The sequence below is a fragment of the Salinispirillum sp. LH 10-3-1 genome, assembly GCF_030643825.1.
In the GTDB taxonomy this organism is placed as follows: domain Bacteria; phylum Pseudomonadota; class Gammaproteobacteria; order Pseudomonadales; family Natronospirillaceae; genus Salinispirillum.
In genome coordinates this window covers 3,351,662-3,367,968 of sequence record NZ_CP101717.1, presented here as the reverse complement: position 1 = coordinate 3,367,968, position 16,307 = coordinate 3,351,662, and the positions used below count along the sequence as shown (strand labels likewise).

Sequence of the window (16,307 nt, the reverse complement as noted above, 5' to 3'; positions counted from 1 at the left end):
GGCGCTGCCCAGTTCACACAAGCGTGCGCGAATGGTTCGGCCCGTAGGAGCGCAGCCCTCTGCGCGAATGGTTCGGCCAGGGGGCTGGCCTCCTACAGGGAACCCGTTACTGACAATGTCTGAAATTCATCCAGTGCGAACTGGTCGGTCATGCCGCTCACCATGTCCTGCATCAACCGACAGCGGCAATAGAGCTCCCATACTTCGGCGTCCATCGGCGGGTCTTCACGCTGGGCCAAATAGGCTTTCACGTGCTTGTTGGGCAGCCGTTTAAACAGCCGACTCTCCAGCAGTAAACCGCGTTGCTCGCCCGCAACGAGGCGGTCGAATTCAACACGGTTTAGCGCCAGCAGCGGCCGAAAGTGTTCCAGCAAGCCGGTAATGATTCGAAAACCTTGCAGTTCCAGCGTTTCCACTTCGGGCACGGAGAACACATGCTGCACAGCAACCTTCTTAAAGGCACTGATGACGCTGTGACACGGCGAGTCGTCTTCCAATAGAGCACGGTTTAAGTGGCCCTCGGTCACGGCTTCGATGTTATCAATGAAGGCTTTGGCGGCGTGTTTAACCAATGGATGAATCAGCTCCACACGGAGCCACAGAAAAAATTCGTGGTCTTTATTGATGGTTTCTCGTTGGGCGCGCTCAAGTGCGTAATGCAGGATGCCCTTGAAGGACTTCTTACCAAAATGCGCTTCTTCGGCATCGTTAGGGCGCTGCTCGGCGAAGGCGGTAATCAATAGTTCGGCCAACGCCGTGTACGTCAGTAAGCCCTTATCTACGGCGTCTTCCATATCGGCCAGGCAATAGGAAATATCATCCGCCGCTTCCATGATGTAAGCCAGCAAGTGGCGGTGCCCCGGCTTCATTCCGACGGCGGTTTGCATGTCGGCTACGAAATCACGTTCGGAAAAATAGTAGCCTGGTTTCTTCTGTAAGTACGACAGGGGCGCATCAGCGGCCGGTTTGGCGTCGGTGGCGCAACGGGTGTACTTAAAGACCCCAGCGGCCTGTACGTAGGTGAGGTTGAGCTTTAGCAGACTGCTGATCAGGCGAATGGCTTGTGCATTGCCCTCGAAGTTTTGCAACTCGCGCACCAAGCTGGCCGATAACGCGGCATCCTCCGCAGACAGATTATCGCGTTGAAACGGGGCGAACGTCGGTAATTGCGCAGCGAACCAGTGTGAAATGGCGGCTTCGCCAAAGTGACCAAAGGGTGGGTTGCCGATGTCGTGCATCAGGCACGACATTTCCACCAGGGACTCCATGGCGCGCTCTAGGGGCCACAGTTCCGGGTAGAGCTCGGCTTTGCGCAAGTCGTTAAAAATGGTCCGCGTGATGAAGCGACCGGTTTGTTGTACTTCCAATGAATGGGTCAGGCGGCTGCGTACCGCGGCGTTGCGCTCTAAGGCGAAGACTTGCGTTTTCTGCTGCAAGCGACGCACGGCGGCTGAGTTGATGATGCGGCCTCGGTCGCTTTCAAGCTGGTTTTCCAGCGTTTGGATGCCGCAGTTCTCTACCCAGTATTGCTGCGCATCGGTGCTGTTGGAGAGCCTATTGTAAGGGCGTTGAACGCTGTAACGGTGATTGAACTCGGCCATGGCGACAAATTTCCTGAGCGGCTTACTGCATACACCGTAGCTTGCTATGCTAGGGGCCATAATGCAATCGCCGCCTCGGGAGAAACCGCCCATGCAAACCGCACAAGACGTACTGACGTTCTGGTTCCAAGAACTGACGCCGAAAGACTGGTTTACCAAAAGTAGCGAGCTGGACCATCGCATTGCCGAACGCTTCAGTTCGGTACATCGTGCTGCGACGCGCTGTGAAACCGTGAGCTGGCGCGGTACACCCGCTGGTCGATTGGCTGAAGTCATTGTGCTGGATCAGTTCTCGCGCAATATCTTCCGTGACCACCCGGAATCCTTTGCTTACGACGGACTGGCCTTGGCGTTGGCGCAAGAAGCCGTAGCCTTGGGTGTCGACGACCAACTCGACTCCGCGCAAGCCCGCTCGTTTCTATACATGCCTTATATGCACAGCGAATCGCCCTTGATCCATGAGACGGCCATGCGCTTGTTCAGCCATCCCGACCTGGCTGACAACTTGGACTTTGAGCAGCGGCATAAAGACATCATTGACCGTTTTGGTCGTTACCCGCACCGCAATCGCATATTGGGCAGAACGTCCACACCGGAAGAAATCGCCTTCCTACAGCAGCCGGGATCATCCTTCTAATGGTGCAAACAGCAACCCTGACGTTTGCTGGTACTCGTCAGGGCTTTCTGCGCATGCTGCCGCTGGCGACCTTCGTGGTGATGTTCGGTATTGCTTTTGGTGTCGCGGCGGCACAGCGCGGGCTGAGCCCGTTGGAAACCATCCTAATGAGCGGCGTGGTGTTCGCTGGTGCTTCACAGTTCGCGGCATTGGAATTATGGCAACCGGAAATCGCCCTGCTGACCCTGTTGGTGGTGACCTTTGCGGTGAACAGTCGACATTTACTGATGGGTGCTTCGCTGTACCCTTGGCTAAAAAACCTGCCGGCGCGTCAGCGCTACCTCACCTTGGTGCTGCTCAGTGATGCGAATTGGGCGATGTCGTACACCGAACACCAAAAAGGCATACGCGACGTCGGTATTTTGCTCGGTGGTGGTTTAGCGCTGTGGCTCACCTGGATGGTGGGTACGGTGATCGGCGTTTTGCTGGGCAGTGGGTTTGAGGAGCCGGAACGCTTTGGCCTGGACGTGATCATGAGCTGCTTCTTGCTGGCGATGATTGTGAACGGTGAGCAGAAAAACATGCTGTTGGTGCCTTGGTTGGTCGCGGCCGTGGTGTCGGTGGGGGCCTATTATTGGCTGCCAGCGAATTTGCACGTCATTGTCGGCGCACTGGCCGGTGGTTTGGCCGGTATTTGGTTGGGTAATCAGCCGTCTTCGAGTGACAAGGAGGGCACATGATGTTAGAGCTCACACCCCTCACCGCCGTGCTGGTCATCTTTCTGATGGCGGGTGTGACCTACCTCACCCGCATTGGCGGGGTATTGATATTGGCGCAGTTAAACATCGGACCGCGTACAGAACGTTTTATCCAGGCGATGTCAGGTTCAGCGCTGGTGGCCATTGTTGCCCCTGTTGCCGCTGCCGGTGACAGCGGCGCGCGTTTGGCGTTGTTAGCCACCCTGTTGGTCATGTTGTTGACGCGGAAAGCTTTGCTGGCCATTGCCGCTGGTATTATGACGGCAGCCTTGTGGCGTCTGTTCTTTTGAAGGTAAACAGCTTTCCTCCGATTGAGCCGCCGCAGGCACGACTGCTGATTCTCGGCAGTATGCCCGGTGTCGCTTCGCTGAATGCCCAGCAGTATTACGCCCACCCGCGTAATGCGTTCTGGCCTATCATGGGTGGGCTTTTTGGTGCCAGTCCAGAGCTGCCTTACAGCGAGCGTGTAGCCGTTTTGCAAGCGCATGGTATTGCCGTTTGGGACGTATTAGCGTCGTGCGAGCGGCCCGGCAGTCTTGATGCCGCGATCACCAAGAGCAGTATGGTGCCCAATGACTTTAATGAATTTCTCACACGGCACCCAAGCGTACGGCATGTCTTTTTCAATGGCGGGACAGCGGAGCAAAGCTTTCGTCGGCATGTATTGCCGCTGGTGCACGACCACACCTTAATTCTGCAGCGGCTGCCGTCCACCAGTCCAGCCCATGCCGCGATGTCGTTGGCGCACAAGCTGGCGGCGTGGAGCGTGATAAAGGAAACACTCTCGCTATTACCTTGATTGAGTTTGCCAAATTTACCTGCACTTCCAATGGCCTATGCTATTCTGAATGAAGTGTCAGAACGCAAATTCGATTGAGTCGGAAGTGGGTGGTCGGCAGTATGGAATCATTAAGTAAGCCATGGAATGGACTAAGCAGTATCCTTGTGCTGTGTGTTTTGCTGCTCGCGGTAGGCGCACAGGCGCGCGAGCGTATCTATGTTGGCGCTTATGACTTTCCGCCTTATCTGGTTGTCGAAGACGGTGTTCCAGTGGGCGGTATTACCTTAACTCTGATGGATCATCTGAATGCTCATCAGAGCGACTATGAATTTGTCCTCTATTTCACTTCCGCCGCGCGCCGCTTCAACGACCTCGCCTCTGGACGCTTCAGTTTAATGCTGTTTGAAAACCCGGCATGGGGATGGAGTCGAGAGCAGATATCAGCCCAGCCTCTACCTCAATTCTTTGATGATCGGGAAGTCTACATTGCACGTCAGGAGTCAGGCCGTAACCAAGATTATTTTAGTGATCTAACCCAACGCCGCATGGCAGGCATCTTGAGCTATCACTACGGTTTCTCTGATTTCAATAACAACCCTGATTACCTGCGCGAAGAGTTCAATATGATCCTCGTGTCGACGCAAAGCGCCTTGATAGAGTTGGTTTTGGAAGGTCGAGCCGAAATAGCGGTAGTGAGCCAAGTCTTTTTGCAGCAGTTCTTGCATGCTAACCCCGATAAGGTGCAGCAGATTCTGGTATCCGACCAGCATGATCAGATCTATCAGCACCATGTTTTGGCTGCATCTGAGCGAGCTGCCTTGGTGCAACAGGTTTTAGTTTGGTTGGCAGAGTTAGCGGCGGCGGACGTTTTGACTATGGGTGAGCTATGACGAAGCCATTTATCGCTCGCCACAGTCCGTTGGCGCGTCGACTGTTTTTACTCAGCTTTCCAATGGTGGCCATTGTTCTTTTGTTGCTGCAAATGCTGAGCGGTTGGATTCAATATCGTCAACAACAGGAAAATCTCGAGAATCAGGCCACAGCTATTGCGCGTCTTACCGCGGCAGCGATTGCGCAGCCTTTATGGGTGTTTGACCGCCAAATATACGAAGCACAAGTACGCGCTATCAGCAGTGATGATCAATTTATTTATGCCCGTATTTTGGATGACGCCGGCGAGGTAATTTACTTTCACGGTGATGAAGCGCATGGCATAACGGGCCACAACCGTGACGTACTGATGCTGAGCTTCCCCGTGTTAGAACCTTTTTCCGAGCGAGCGTTTGCTCACTTCGAATTGACGTGGAGTACCGCATCTCTGAACCAGATCACGCGCCAAACCGTGGTCATAGGTGTGCTGTTGTTCGCTTTGACAATTGGCGCGCTCTATATTGTTACGCTGCGCGTTGTGCAGCAGTGGGTACTGACACCCCTCACTACCCTGATTGATGCGCTGTCACGCGTCGAGCGCAAGGAATGGACCAAATTGCCCGTGACCGACCGTACTGAATGGGCTGCCGTTTTTGAAGCGTTCAATGGCATGACCGACGGCCTACAGTCCGGCGATGAAGCACGGCGCTACCTTGATCAATTGCAGGTAGCGCAGGCTGAGCTGAAGGCGCAGCACGACGCAACCAAGCTGTTGTCAGAGCGCTTGGATTTAGCGACACAAGCCGGGCACATCGGCATCTGGGACTACGATGTGCGTACCGGAATGCGCTCGTGGAACGATGAGATGTACAGCCTGTATAAATTAACGCCGGGTGAACTTGAGCGCGAGCCTCTGACATGGGAGCACGCCTTGCATCCTGATGATCGAACTGCAGCCATCGCTCGAACCAAGCAAGCGTTGGCTGGGGAAGAGGCGTTGGAAGATGAGTTCCGTATAGTCCGCGGCGATGGAGAGGTACGCTGGATCAAAACGCAAGGCCGTGTGCTGCGTGATGAAAATGGAGAGCCGACGCGCTTTTTAGGTACCAACATGGACATCACACACCTGAAAGAGCAAGAGGCGACGCTGCAAAAAATGGCGCATTTCGATGCTTTAACAGGTTTGCCTAATCGTCGCTTGTTGGCTGACCGCATGGCACAAGCGATCACCTACAGCGAGCATCACGACACCTTGCTGGCCATCGCGTTGATGGATTTAGACGGCTTCAAAGAGGTCAATGATAGCTTAGGGCATGATGTGGGTGACCGCTTGCTGACCATACTGGGTCAGCGGTTAGAGCGCTGTATTCGACAAGGCGATACTCTGGCACGATTAGGCGGCGATGAGTTTGTTTTCTTATTGTGTGAGCTCAACACACACGAAGAAGTTGAGCGGGCCTTGCAGCGCATTATGGACTCTTTGCTGAAGCCGATAGTGGTCGGTAATGAAACTTTGACCGTCTCGACCAGCATTGGAGTGACTATTTTTCCGCAAGACCCCAGTACCGACGATACCCTACTGCGTCATGCCGATGAAGCGCTATATGCGGCTAAGCGAGCAGGAAAAAACTGCTATCGTTTTTACGCTGACTTGGATCTGTTGAGCAAGGATTGATCAAATCTGTGCCAACTGCTGCACAGTATTTACAGCTCGACGCCAAACTCTGTTCAGTTTTCAGGCGCTAATGCGTTATCATGCGCGGCATAGACCACAGCATGGAAACTCCGGACATGGTACAGCAAGGTGGCGTTTCGCCTCTCCGTCAACGATCTCTGATGACCCTCGTCGCACTGACTGTTTGGTTGCTCAGCACTTTCAGTCTCGCTTCCAGTCAGCATCTGCCAACTACACAATGGCAGCAAATTGAACTGGAACATTTTGTCGTTATTTTTGAGGCCGGTCATGAGGTGGAAGCACAGCGTGTTGCTGGCTACCTCGACTACTACCTGCCACAGATGGAGGAGACTCTGTCGTTGCAGCGCCGTGGTGGCAAAATCCCTGTTGTGTTGTCGTCTTCGTCACACGAAAGCAATGGCTATGTCGGGCTGATGCCACGTCGCTCCTATTTCTACAATAAGCCAGCGAGCTTTGCGGGCTCTGAGTGGCTTCGTACATTAGCCATTCACGAAGGTCGTCACACGCAGCAGTTTTCTAAGGTACTGGACACCAACACTGGGTTCGGTTTGAGTATTCTGTTTGGCGAAATGGGCACCGGTGCCTTTGGCGGTTTGCTCTACCCTGGGTGGTATCTGGAAGGCGATGCAGTTCTAGAAGAAACACTCTGGACACAGGGTGGCCGTGGCCGTATGGCATCCTTTGATCTCTGGCGTCGCACCCATGCTCTGTCCGGCGCCCATGATGGGTTTTACCGGGCCTATTTCGGCAACGACCGCGATCCATATCCCTACGCCAGTCACTATGACCTCGGCTATTTTCTGGTGACTTACTTCCGTCGCACTTACGGCGACGACTTCTTTGATCAGGTGCTGAACCGCACTGGGAATCGGTTATTCCCGCTGACGTTTACCGGCCAGATTGAAGCGCTGACTGGTAAAACCCTGCCCGAGCATCACGCCATTGCGATGGACGAGTTGCTGTCCACGTGGCAAGCCCAGCAGAATGCCATGCAGATCACCTCGGTTCGTGCTTTGCCACGCGCTGAAAGCGAGCATTGGTTAGGTTACTACCCAATCGCCTCTTGGGGTGACACCACTTGGGCATTGAAGCGCGGTGTACAGCAAGACAGCCGCTTGGTTACCCTTGATGCGAACAAAGAAACCACGGTGCAAGCCATGCCTGCCGACTTGGTGAGCAGCTATTTATCCGCCATGCGTGAGCAGACAGTGAGTCAAGGCGGCGACCGTATTTGCTGGATTCGTGAACACGCGCATGCGCGTTTTCAATTGCAGTCGTGGGGTGACCTGAGTTGCCTCGATCTCAACACCGGTAACCAAGTGGACTTGTCGCAGGGTAGAAAATACACTCATGTGGCGGTAAGCCAAGAAAACAGCCGTATTGCTGCTGTCGAATTCACCGCTGACCGAAAGGTCTCGGTGGATATTCTGAATCGCCAAGGCGATTTGTTGTATCGCTGGGATCTGCCCGACAACAGCTATCCCTTTGATGTGAAGTGGAACGAACAAGGCACTGGCTTGTTGTATGCGCAGCTGGATGAGCAAGGATTTTCTATCAATTGGCTGAATGCCGCACGCGGTGAACAGCAAGTACTGATTGAACCAACGCACGAAGAAGCGCTGCGTGGCCCTGTATTTGCGGGTCGTTGGGTGCTCTACACCAGTGACTACACCGGCGTAGACCAAATTTGGGCGCTGGACTCAGCGACCGGCGAGCGTTTCTTAGCGGTACAACGCCCGTACGGGGCGTACTACCCGCAGTGGAACCCGGTACGTCAGGAAGTTATTTTCAGCGACTATTCCCCACAGGGTGATCGTCTGATGGCCTATCACTTGCCGGGCCAGGTGGCGCCGAGCCATTGGGTGCCCATGGCCGATGTACAGCCTATGCGGACCGAGTACTTCGCGCCCTTGATGAACGATCGTTATCGGGCGGCCAGCGAACGGACCGATGCGTCTTTCGATGCAGAAGAGTATGTGATCACCGACTATGACCGCACGCGCAATCTGCTGCGTCCGCACAGCTGGGCGTTCGGCTATGCGAACGACGAGCTGAGTGCCAATATTCGTTCTGACAACGTACTGGATACTCTGTCGGTAGAGGCCTCTGCTCGTTACCACTTTGACGCTGAGCAAGCCAGTGCGGCCTTGATGATCGAGAATCGTCGTTGGTATCCGGTACTCAGTGCGACGATGGCAACCGACTATCAGCGTGAGCTGGAAGACGACAAGGTGGTTGAAGAAGCGCGCTCACAGCGCATCACCGGCGGTATTGCCTTGCCGTTGATGTGGCGTGATCAAACACAATACAAAACTCTGACGTTATCGGGTGACCTTAGCTGGCTCAGCCTGCAATCCATCGATGGCGCGCCTGCCGTTGATGAATACGCCGGTGGTGTGGTGCGCGTAGGGCTGCGTTACGGGCAACAGCAGGCCGGGGCTTTCTGGGATGAGGGTGCGCGCCGCGCCTTGCAGACGGACGTGAACTGGGCACAGAGCATCGATTCTCTGTCCGACTTCGATAGCCGCGTTCTGTACGGCGGTGTACGTCTGGGGCTGCCGAGTGTGTTTCCTAATCACCTTTTTGGCTTGCACCTGGATTTGGAACGCCAGTTCGGGGATGACGATGTGAACTTGCGTACCGATCGCCCGGTAGCGCGCGGTTATTCCGAAGCGTTGAGCCGTGATCAAGGTGGCTTGGTTGCGGCGGATTACCGCATGCACCTAGCCACGCTGGATGTGCCTGTATGGAAGCTGCTGTACTTCAAGCGCTTGGCGTTGCAAGTGAACGCCGACTATGAATTTGCCGAGCGCAACGACAACTGGCGGAGCCAGAGTTCTCTTGGCACCACGGTACTGATGCCAACGCATTTGTTCAGCAATCTCAATATCGTTTTGGAGCCAGCGGTCAGTGCGTTCTATCGCATTGAAGACACAGACTGGCGTTTTCAGTTCAGCTTGTCGGCCGGTAACTTCTAGCCAGCGCGATCACGCGCCCATGTGTTTGGGGACAATATGGGCGCTCAGGTTTCAGTCCTGAGCGTCCAAGCGCAGCACAAACTCAAACCAATGCCAGTGTTTTGGCCCGAGTGCTGAGTGTCCGTCGAATTCCCGCTCTGCAAAATGCAGCACCTGTCCGCGTGCTACCAAGGCTTCCGCCTGTGCTCGCGTGTGAAAGGTGCGGGTGGGGTTGTGCGCCCAGCCATCGCGGTCGCCAAACACATGCGCGGCAAAAATACCTTGTGGTTTTACCGCCTGACAGCAGCGCTGCCAGAGCTCTGGAAAGTCTTCGGGTGCGTTGAACGGCAAGCTGAGACCGGCGTACAGCAGATCGCAGCTCGGTAACGCAAGATGGCGAGCGTCGGCGACATCGGTGCTCAAAGCCGCGCTGGGTGTGTCAACCAAGCTGGCGTGGAGGCGCTCAATGGCCTCTGCTTCGGCGTCGATGGCCAGCACTCGCCAGCCCAGTGCCAACAGGGCGCGGGTATCCGTTCCCTCTCCGCACCCTAGATCAATGGCCAATCCGGGTTCAGCACAGTGTTTCAGTGCCTCAAGCAGTAACGGGTTGGGCGTGCGACCCACTTGTTTGTCGTAGTAAATGGACCATGGGCTGCGTGCAGTCATACCGCGTCGTTCTCGGTTAAATGTCTAGCGATACTCTAGCCGGTTGGGCTTCTGCGGTCACGCACGAGCCAACGTTAAGGCGTCACGCCAGCGGTGCGGATCGGCACCCGCGTACGGCGGCGTTCCAGTAAGCTGATCATCACCAGAGGCCCAACGATCATCACCGAGCCGACGATAAACCAGGCATCGGGTATTTCCTGAAACCACAACCAACCAAACAGCATCGCTGACAGCAAGCCGGTGTATTCGGCGCTGGTCACTTCGCTGGCCGGTACGTGTCGATAGGCCAGCAATACGGTCATGTTATAAGCCAAAATAAAGAACGCCGAACCAAAGGCGGTCATCAGTATTTGTGGGTCCCATGCCGCGCCTTCCCAGAGTGCCAACGCCAGTGCGGTCGGCAGTCCAAAGACCTTGGTCAGCACCAAGGTGTGCACCATAGACTGATGCGTCGGTAATTTGCGAATCAAAACCACGGTCAGCGCGAGTGACAGTGCGACACCTAAGGCGCTGAGCGCGCCCCAGGTCAATTCAACCGGGCGCAGAATCACCACAATGCCAAGCAGCCCACTGATCACTGCAAACAAGCTGATGCCGCGCAGCTTTTCGCCAAAGATAATCACCGAGAACACCATGACCAGAATGGGGGCTACATAAAACAGAGCATTGGCGGTTGCCAGGGGCAAGGTGGTCAGCGCAATGATCATGCAATAGATGCCAAAAAAGCCCATGTGCGAGCGCACCAAGTGCAGCTTCCAGCCGGCAAACAGGCGGGTACGATCAATCTGGTACACAAAGGGCAACAGCAAGCATAGGGAAAAAGCCATGCGGATAAAGATGAACTGGAATATCGGCATGTCCGAGCCTTGCCATTTGATCAGTGCATCGGAAAGCACCGCCAATGCATTGCCCAACACCAGCAGCAAAATGGCACTTCCTAGGGTACGACCGGACATCTTCTACAACCTCTCAAAATTGAACAAGTGGTCAGATGTTATGCTGTCCTTTCTATCGTGTATAATGATGTTTTTCATATCAGTATTAGTAAATTAGATAATGAAATACCCGCCCTTGAAAGCACTCGCGGTGTTCGAAACCGTGGCCCGACTGAACAGCTTCTCGCAAGCGGCGACCGAGTTGCACGTAAGCCAGAGTGCGGTCAGCCATCAAATCCGCATGTTGGAGGACTATCTCGGTGAGACGCTGTTCAATCGGCAAGGCCGGTATTTGCTGCTGACCGACGAAGGGCGTTCGTATTACGAAGGCATAGCACCCGCCTTAGCACAGATTCAGCGCGCTACGGAGCAACTGCAAGGCCACGAGAACATGCAGGTGCGGCTGGCCATGTTCAGTTCGTTTGCCGTGCGTTGGTTGATTCCTCGGTTGCCGAGCTTGCAACGCCAGCACCCACAGTTGGATCTCTCCCTGGAAATGATGAACGAAGCACCTGTGCTGTCGGACCGCGTGGCGGACTGCTTTATTACCCTCGACAATGCCCAGCGCGGCTTTACCACTGAGCTGATTTACTCAGAGCGCCTGTTCGCCATCTGCAGCAAAACGTTCTGGCAACGTATGCAAGACGAGCAACCGCAGTTCGACTGGGCGAGCCAAACCGAGCTCCTTGATCCCGGCGTATTGGCGGGCTACCCCTTGTTGTCGATACACAGCATCTACGGCCAGCGTGGGGAGGATTGGCGGCGCTGGTACGCGGCGGCGGGTGCCCAACTTCCCGACAACGCGCGCTTGCACCACTTCAGCCATATGTTGCTGGCGCTCGAAGCGGCGCGGCACCACCAAGGCATTGCGTTGACCAATGACTATATGCACGACGTGGACGACGACGGTGATTTGATGATGTTGCCATTTCATAGCTTGCACACATCGGATTCTTTTTATCTGGCGTATAAAACCAGCCGCCAATACGAACCGGGCATTCGCCTGCTGAGCCAGTGGTTGGTACAACAGGCGAAGGCTTCAGGCTTACGTGATTGACGACGAGCACACAATCTCGATACGAAATTCTACGCCACGGCAAAAAATCTGCTTAACTTAGGGAAAAGACTGCCATCAATAGGCAACAAGCCCAGAGGAACTATGGACGACAGCAGCACACGACCAGAGCGGGCGTTACTAGAACGCCTGCCAATAGGTGTTATATGGCGTGATATGACGAGCCATCAGTTGCACATGAACGCTCAAGCCAAGGCTCTGCTGCGCCTTGACAGCAGCCAAGAGCCAAATCTAAAGAAGGCACTGGCGGCCATGACGTGGCAGTTGGAAGATCGGCCGTTGCCAGCGCATCTGGACCCTGTATTGCTCGGCCTCAACGGGCGTACCCAGCGTCCGGCCCGATACTGCCTGCACCGCACCGATACCGACATCTATTTGGACGTCAGCTCGTACCCGCATGAAACCGTCAATGGTGAGCCTCAGGTCATGGTGGTGGTACTCACACCCATCAGTGTGGCGGTCGGTAACGGCGGCTCCAGTGGTTTCGATGAAGTGCTGGCCAAGGTGTCGGCTCGACTGATCAACGTTGATTCAGACGACATAGACGGGCACATCGATGCGGCGTTGGCCGTCCTTGGCGAATACTGCGGGACAGATCGCAGTTACATCTTCCAGTTTCACAACGACGGCACGTGCAGCAATACCCATGAATGGGTGCGCACCGGTATCTCACGGCAAAAAGGCAACCTACAGGTGCTGCCGGAGTCTTCTCTGCCCTGGTTTTTTAAAACCTTGCGCCAACACAATATTGTGGCCATTGATGATGTGTCCAGCCTGCCCAGCGATGCCGTGCTAGAGCGTTTCGAATTTGAACAGGAAGACATTCAATCGGTGCTGTGCATCGGTTTGGAATCCGCGGGGCAACTATTGGGCTTTGTCGGCTGCGACATGGTTCACCGCCAACAACAATGGCAAACGCACGACATTCGGCGCTTTAAGTTGGTCGGTGAGATGATCGCCAGCGCTATTCAAAATTTGGCGTACCGTAACTCGTTGAACGAAATTCAAAGCAACCTGCTACAGGCCAATAAGGACTTGGAAAAGCTCGCCATGCAGGACGGTTTAACCGGCGTGGCCAATCGGCGGGCATTTGACCAGACTTTGCAAAAAGAGCTGCAACGGGCGGTACGTCAAGGCTATCCACTGACATTGATGCTGCTGGATATTGACCATTTTAAGCTGTTCAACGATCACCATGGGCATTTGGCTGGTGATGATGCACTGAAATCAGTGGCGCAAATATTGGCCGACGAATTTCAACGCAGTGGTGAGCTAGTGGCCCGTTATGGTGGCGAAGAATTTGCGGTAATATTGCCTCACAACGATGAAATTGAAGGCGTCGCTTCGGCGAATCGTGCCTTGAATGGCTTACGCGCGCTCTCCATTCCTCATGAACACCCTGACGTGAACGGACCCCTAACCATGAGTATAGGCTTGCTGGTGGCATTGCCCAAAATCCAAACCAAGCGCGATGAACTCATCGCCATGGCTGATCAAGCACTGTACTTAGCCAAAGCGGCTGGACGTAATCAAATGAAGAAGACCATTCTAAAAGGCGGTGTGAGTGACAGCTGACAGCTCTGTAATCTTACCGCCAAACCCGCTCAAACTGCTGTACCAAGATGAAGCCTTATTGGCCGTTCATAAGCCCTCGGGATTGCTGGTGCACCGCAGTCCCATCGACAAACACGAAACCCAGTTTGCCCTACAATACGCGCGGACATTGAATGGCGGGTCGCATGTATATCCGTTGCATCGCCTCGATCGCCCGACATCAGGGTTGTTATTGTTTGCCCGCAGCCCGGAAATTGCCGGACTCATGGGCGAAGCCATGATGGAACGCCGGCTGAAGAAAACCTACTTAGCCATTGTGCGGGGCTGGCCGGAAGCAGCAGGCCATATCGACTACCCATTACGCGACATGGCGGATGACCCTCGCTACAAAGGCGGTGAACTCAAGATGCGCGACGCGATCACGGATTTCGAACGTCTCGCCACTGTGGAGCTGCCGGTGGCGGTAGACCGTTATCCGTCGAGTCGTTACGCGTTGGTGCGCATGCACCCGCATACCGGCCGAAAGCATCAGCTGCGGCGCCATATGAAGCATTTACGCCATCCCATCATAGGCGACGCCAAGCACGGTAAGAGCACACACAATCATTTTTTTGCCCGCGAGTTTGGCGTACAACGTTTAATGCTGGCGGCGACCCGTTTGGAACTGACTCACCCCGTTACTGAGCAGCCCTTAACGCTCAATGCGCCGTTGGCAGAAGACTTTCAGCACGTGATGCGGGCCTTGGGCTGGAGTGAATGGATAGAGGATCAGGTTTTTGATGCGGGTAAGTCGACGTAAAAAATACTGCCTTTTTCCGCTGCTGGTTTATAGCCTAACTGCCCGTTCATTTGTTCGGCCAGTGCTTTAGAAATCGCCAAGCCGAGCCCGGTGCCGCCTTGCGCGCGGCGGCTGGAACCGTCGGCTTGTGCAAAGCGTTCAAACAATCGCGGTAGAAAGTCGTCGGGAATTCCGGGCCCGTTGTCTTCCACGGCTATCCTGACAACGTCTTCCAGTGGCTCAACAGAGATTACAACAGTGCACTCTGGTGGCGAAAATTTCGCGGCGTTGGATAGCAAATTCGTCAGTATTTGAGTGAAGCGATCAGGGTCGAGCATGGCACTCAGTCCGCTGCTTGGAGCATCAAAAAGCAGTTCGACCTGATGTTTGTCAGTGAACGGTTTAAGTTGCTCCATAACGGAGCGGATCAGTGGGGTCAAGGCATGTGCCTTGATATGAAATGACATGCCCCCAGCCGTGAGTTTTTCCATATCCAACAGGTCATTAATCAGTTCAATTAGTCGCTGACTGTTTTGTTCGGCCAGGTGCAGCATCTCGCTACTGGAGTCGTTAAGAGTGCCCAAAGCGCCGGACGCCAATAAGCGCAGTGCGCCGTGAATGGCGGTCAGTGGAGTGCGCAATTCATGACTGACGGTGGCCAGAAATTCACTTTTCAAACGTTCATTGCGTCTGCGCTCACTGATGTTTTGAATGATGGAAAAAACCACCCCTTCGCCGTTCTCATCTTCGAACAACACGCCGTTTAACAGCACCGGTATCCGGTAACCATCTTTATGTACGTATTCTTTTTCGTACGGGCCATACTGGCCGTGCAGAAACAGAGCCTCATCGTGCACCACTTCTTGCGGTTCATATTCTATGGGAGTCACGTCCCAGTTGCTCAGGCCGCGAAACTCTTCTTCGGTGTAGCCCAACATGGCAAAGAGCGCAGGATTGCCGTCGAGAAATTTCCCATCTACATAACGGTTTAATGCCATACCGACCGGTGCTAACTCAAACAGGCTACGAAAGCGCATTTCGCTAGCGCGCAAGCTGTCTTCTTGGCGTTTACGCTCGGTGATATCGGTTTGAAACCCTATGTAGCCGCTCAGGTCGCCATGGTCATCAAAAATCGGCTGTATTTCCAAGTAGACCCAGTATTCGAGGCCCGCTTTGGAGCGATTCAAAATCTCGCAGCTTACCGGCAGTCGACCAGACAATTGGCTTCTGATGTACTTAAGCGTAGTGGGGTCGGTATTGGGTGAATGAAACAGTCTGGGTGTCTGGCCGATGACTTCTTCAGGTTGATAGCCGGTCAACCGAGCACTACCGTCGTTCATCCATAATATGGTGCTCTTAGTATCGGTGAGCAAAACGCCATTCGAAGTAAAACGAGAGATCAAAGACAAATGCTCGGCTTCGGTGATGGGAAGAATTTCCTGTGAATATCCGGCGGCTGTCGTACGGCGTTGGCGTTTAGCCAAATTGCTGTTGGCCAGATTGCCCAAACCGATCAGCATGTCCAATTGGTGCTCGTTAAGTTGGCGCGGCTGGTCGTCCACCACACACAAAGCCCCTAGCGTTTCGCCTGACGGTAATGTCAGTGGTACACCGGCGTAAAAACGCACTCCATCTTCAACAACTCTTGGGTTGTTCGCAAAGCGCGCATCAAGTCGAGCGTCGGGTATCACAAGCACACCGTCGGGCTGCAAAATTGTGTGTGCACAGAAAGCCTCGCTGCGTGGGGTTTCACCGCGGTCAGCACCGTAGGCTGCTTTGAGCCACTGGCGGTCGCTTTCTATGAAGGTTACAAATGCTTTTGATGTACCGCACGCCATAGCTGCCAAGCGCGATAATTCGTCGAACTCTGCATCGGCCGGTGTATCGAGAATCCTTAATTGCCTAAGCGCGCGTAGTCGGGCGATCTCGTTCGCTGGCACCGATGCTTTCACAGCTTGCTCCCATAAAAAAACCAATGCACTGAGTATAGTGTAAGACGGCGTCTTGCCAACTCACCAGC

At 54.4% G+C, this 16,307-nt stretch carries 14 protein-coding genes; 10 read left to right on the top strand and 4 right to left on the bottom strand.

Going from position 1 to position 16,307, the window contains the following annotated elements; genetic code table 11:
- Positions 1 to 92: 92 nt before the first annotated feature.
- Entirely contained in the window at positions 93 to 1,601 is a 1,509-nt protein-coding gene (gene dgt / locus NFC81_RS15500) for a dGTPase (RefSeq protein ID WP_304995386.1), read from the bottom strand.
- Between the two features lie 91 nt (positions 1,602 to 1,692).
- Between dgt and NFC81_RS15495 the strand changes: the two genes are divergently transcribed.
- The 7 genes from NFC81_RS15495 (at position 1,693) to NFC81_RS15465 (ending at position 9,300) form a co-directional block, all read left to right on the top strand.
- A complete protein-coding gene (locus NFC81_RS15495) occupies positions 1,693 to 2,238 on the top strand; it encodes a DUF924 family protein (RefSeq protein WP_304995385.1) in 546 nt (181 codons plus the stop codon).
- Positions 2,238 to 2,957, top strand: a complete 720-nt coding sequence (locus NFC81_RS15490) for an AzlC family ABC transporter permease (protein ID WP_304995384.1) — start codon at positions 2,238 to 2,240, stop codon at positions 2,955 to 2,957. Before NFC81_RS15495 ends, NFC81_RS15490 begins: the two co-directional genes overlap by 1 nt.
- Positions 2,954 to 3,265, top strand: coding sequence for an AzlD domain-containing protein (locus tag NFC81_RS15485; protein ID WP_304995383.1), 312 nt, complete (start codon positions 2,954 to 2,956; stop codon positions 3,263 to 3,265). Before NFC81_RS15490 ends, NFC81_RS15485 begins: the two co-directional genes overlap by 4 nt.
- Complete coding sequence (locus NFC81_RS15480) at positions 3,247 to 3,774, top strand: DNA-deoxyinosine glycosylase (protein WP_304995382.1); 528 nt, start codon at positions 3,247 to 3,249, stop codon at positions 3,772 to 3,774. The genes NFC81_RS15485 and NFC81_RS15480 overlap by 19 nt, the downstream gene beginning before the upstream one ends.
- A 101-nt stretch (positions 3,775 to 3,875) precedes the next feature.
- Positions 3,876 to 4,646, top strand: coding sequence for a transporter substrate-binding domain-containing protein (locus NFC81_RS15475; RefSeq protein WP_304995381.1), 771 nt, complete (start codon positions 3,876 to 3,878; stop codon positions 4,644 to 4,646).
- Positions 4,643 to 6,301 carry a diguanylate cyclase domain-containing protein gene (locus NFC81_RS15470; protein ID WP_304995380.1) on the top strand — a complete coding sequence of 553 codons (1,659 nt, stop codon included), beginning with the start codon at positions 4,643 to 4,645 and terminating at the stop codon, positions 6,299 to 6,301. The genes NFC81_RS15475 and NFC81_RS15470 overlap by 4 nt, the downstream gene beginning before the upstream one ends.
- An 80-nt stretch (positions 6,302 to 6,381) precedes the next feature.
- On the top strand, positions 6,382 to 9,300 hold the full coding sequence (locus NFC81_RS15465; protein ID WP_304995379.1) for a hypothetical protein: 2,919 nt from the start codon (positions 6,382 to 6,384) through the stop codon (positions 9,298 to 9,300).
- A gap of 51 nt (positions 9,301 to 9,351) precedes the next feature.
- Here the strand turns inward: NFC81_RS15465 and NFC81_RS15460 are convergent, their stop codons facing one another.
- Together NFC81_RS15460 and NFC81_RS15455 are read right to left on the bottom strand one after the other, a co-directional pair.
- Complete coding sequence (locus NFC81_RS15460; protein ID WP_304995378.1) at positions 9,352 to 9,945, bottom strand: class I SAM-dependent methyltransferase; 594 nt, start codon at positions 9,943 to 9,945, stop codon at positions 9,352 to 9,354.
- A gap of 74 nt (positions 9,946 to 10,019) precedes the next feature.
- Positions 10,020 to 10,901, bottom strand: a complete 882-nt coding sequence (locus NFC81_RS15455; protein ID WP_304995377.1) for a DMT family transporter — start codon at positions 10,899 to 10,901, stop codon at positions 10,020 to 10,022.
- 100 nt (positions 10,902 to 11,001) lie between these two features.
- Here NFC81_RS15455 and NFC81_RS15450 point away from each other — a divergent pair, with 100 nt between their 5' ends.
- From NFC81_RS15450 to NFC81_RS15440, 3 genes are all read left to right on the top strand, one after another.
- A complete protein-coding gene (locus tag NFC81_RS15450; protein ID WP_304995376.1) occupies positions 11,002 to 11,937 on the top strand; it encodes a LysR substrate-binding domain-containing protein in 936 nt (311 codons plus the stop codon).
- A 102-nt stretch (positions 11,938 to 12,039) separates the two neighbouring features.
- Positions 12,040 to 13,530: a diguanylate cyclase domain-containing protein gene (locus NFC81_RS15445; protein WP_304995375.1), complete on the top strand. Its 1,491-nt coding sequence runs from the start codon at positions 12,040 to 12,042 to the stop codon at positions 13,528 to 13,530.
- Positions 13,520 to 14,308, top strand: coding sequence for a pseudouridine synthase (locus NFC81_RS15440; RefSeq protein WP_304995374.1), 789 nt, complete (start codon positions 13,520 to 13,522; stop codon positions 14,306 to 14,308). The genes NFC81_RS15445 and NFC81_RS15440 overlap by 11 nt, the downstream gene beginning before the upstream one ends.
- On the opposite strand, the gene NFC81_RS15435 is transcribed toward NFC81_RS15440, so the two are convergent.
- On the bottom strand, positions 14,278 to 16,239 hold the full coding sequence (locus NFC81_RS15435; RefSeq protein WP_304995373.1) for a PAS domain S-box protein: 1,962 nt from the start codon (positions 16,237 to 16,239) through the stop codon (positions 14,278 to 14,280). The two genes, NFC81_RS15440 and NFC81_RS15435, sit on opposite strands and share 31 nt — an antisense overlap.
- Between the last annotated feature and the right edge of the window lie 68 nt (positions 16,240 to 16,307).

What these genes read in the sequence shown, in the direction of transcription:
- dgt (WP_304995386.1), bottom strand. Translation starts at nt 1,601, where the DNA reads ATGGCCGAGTTCAATCACCGTTACAGCGTTCAACGCCCTTACAATAGG.
- NFC81_RS15495 (WP_304995385.1), top strand. Translation starts at nt 1,693, where the DNA reads ATGCAAACCGCACAAGACGTACTGACGTTCTGGTTCCAAGAACTGACG.
- NFC81_RS15490 (WP_304995384.1), top strand. Translation starts at nt 2,238, where the DNA reads ATGGTGCAAACAGCAACCCTGACGTTTGCTGGTACTCGTCAGGGCTTT.
- NFC81_RS15485 (WP_304995383.1), top strand. Translation starts at nt 2,954, where the DNA reads ATGATGTTAGAGCTCACACCCCTCACCGCCGTGCTGGTCATCTTTCTG.
- NFC81_RS15475 (WP_304995381.1), top strand. Translation starts at nt 3,876, where the DNA reads ATGGAATCATTAAGTAAGCCATGGAATGGACTAAGCAGTATCCTTGTG.
- NFC81_RS15470 (WP_304995380.1), top strand. Translation starts at nt 4,643, where the DNA reads ATGACGAAGCCATTTATCGCTCGCCACAGTCCGTTGGCGCGTCGACTG.
- NFC81_RS15465 (WP_304995379.1), top strand. Translation starts at nt 6,382, where the DNA reads ATGCGCGGCATAGACCACAGCATGGAAACTCCGGACATGGTACAGCAA.
- NFC81_RS15460 (WP_304995378.1), bottom strand. Translation starts at nt 9,945, where the DNA reads ATGACTGCACGCAGCCCATGGTCCATTTACTACGACAAACAAGTGGGT.
- NFC81_RS15455 (WP_304995377.1), bottom strand. Translation starts at nt 10,901, where the DNA reads ATGTCCGGTCGTACCCTAGGAAGTGCCATTTTGCTGCTGGTGTTGGGC.
- NFC81_RS15450 (WP_304995376.1), top strand. Translation starts at nt 11,002, where the DNA reads ATGAAATACCCGCCCTTGAAAGCACTCGCGGTGTTCGAAACCGTGGCC.
- NFC81_RS15445 (WP_304995375.1), top strand. Translation starts at nt 12,040, where the DNA reads ATGGACGACAGCAGCACACGACCAGAGCGGGCGTTACTAGAACGCCTG.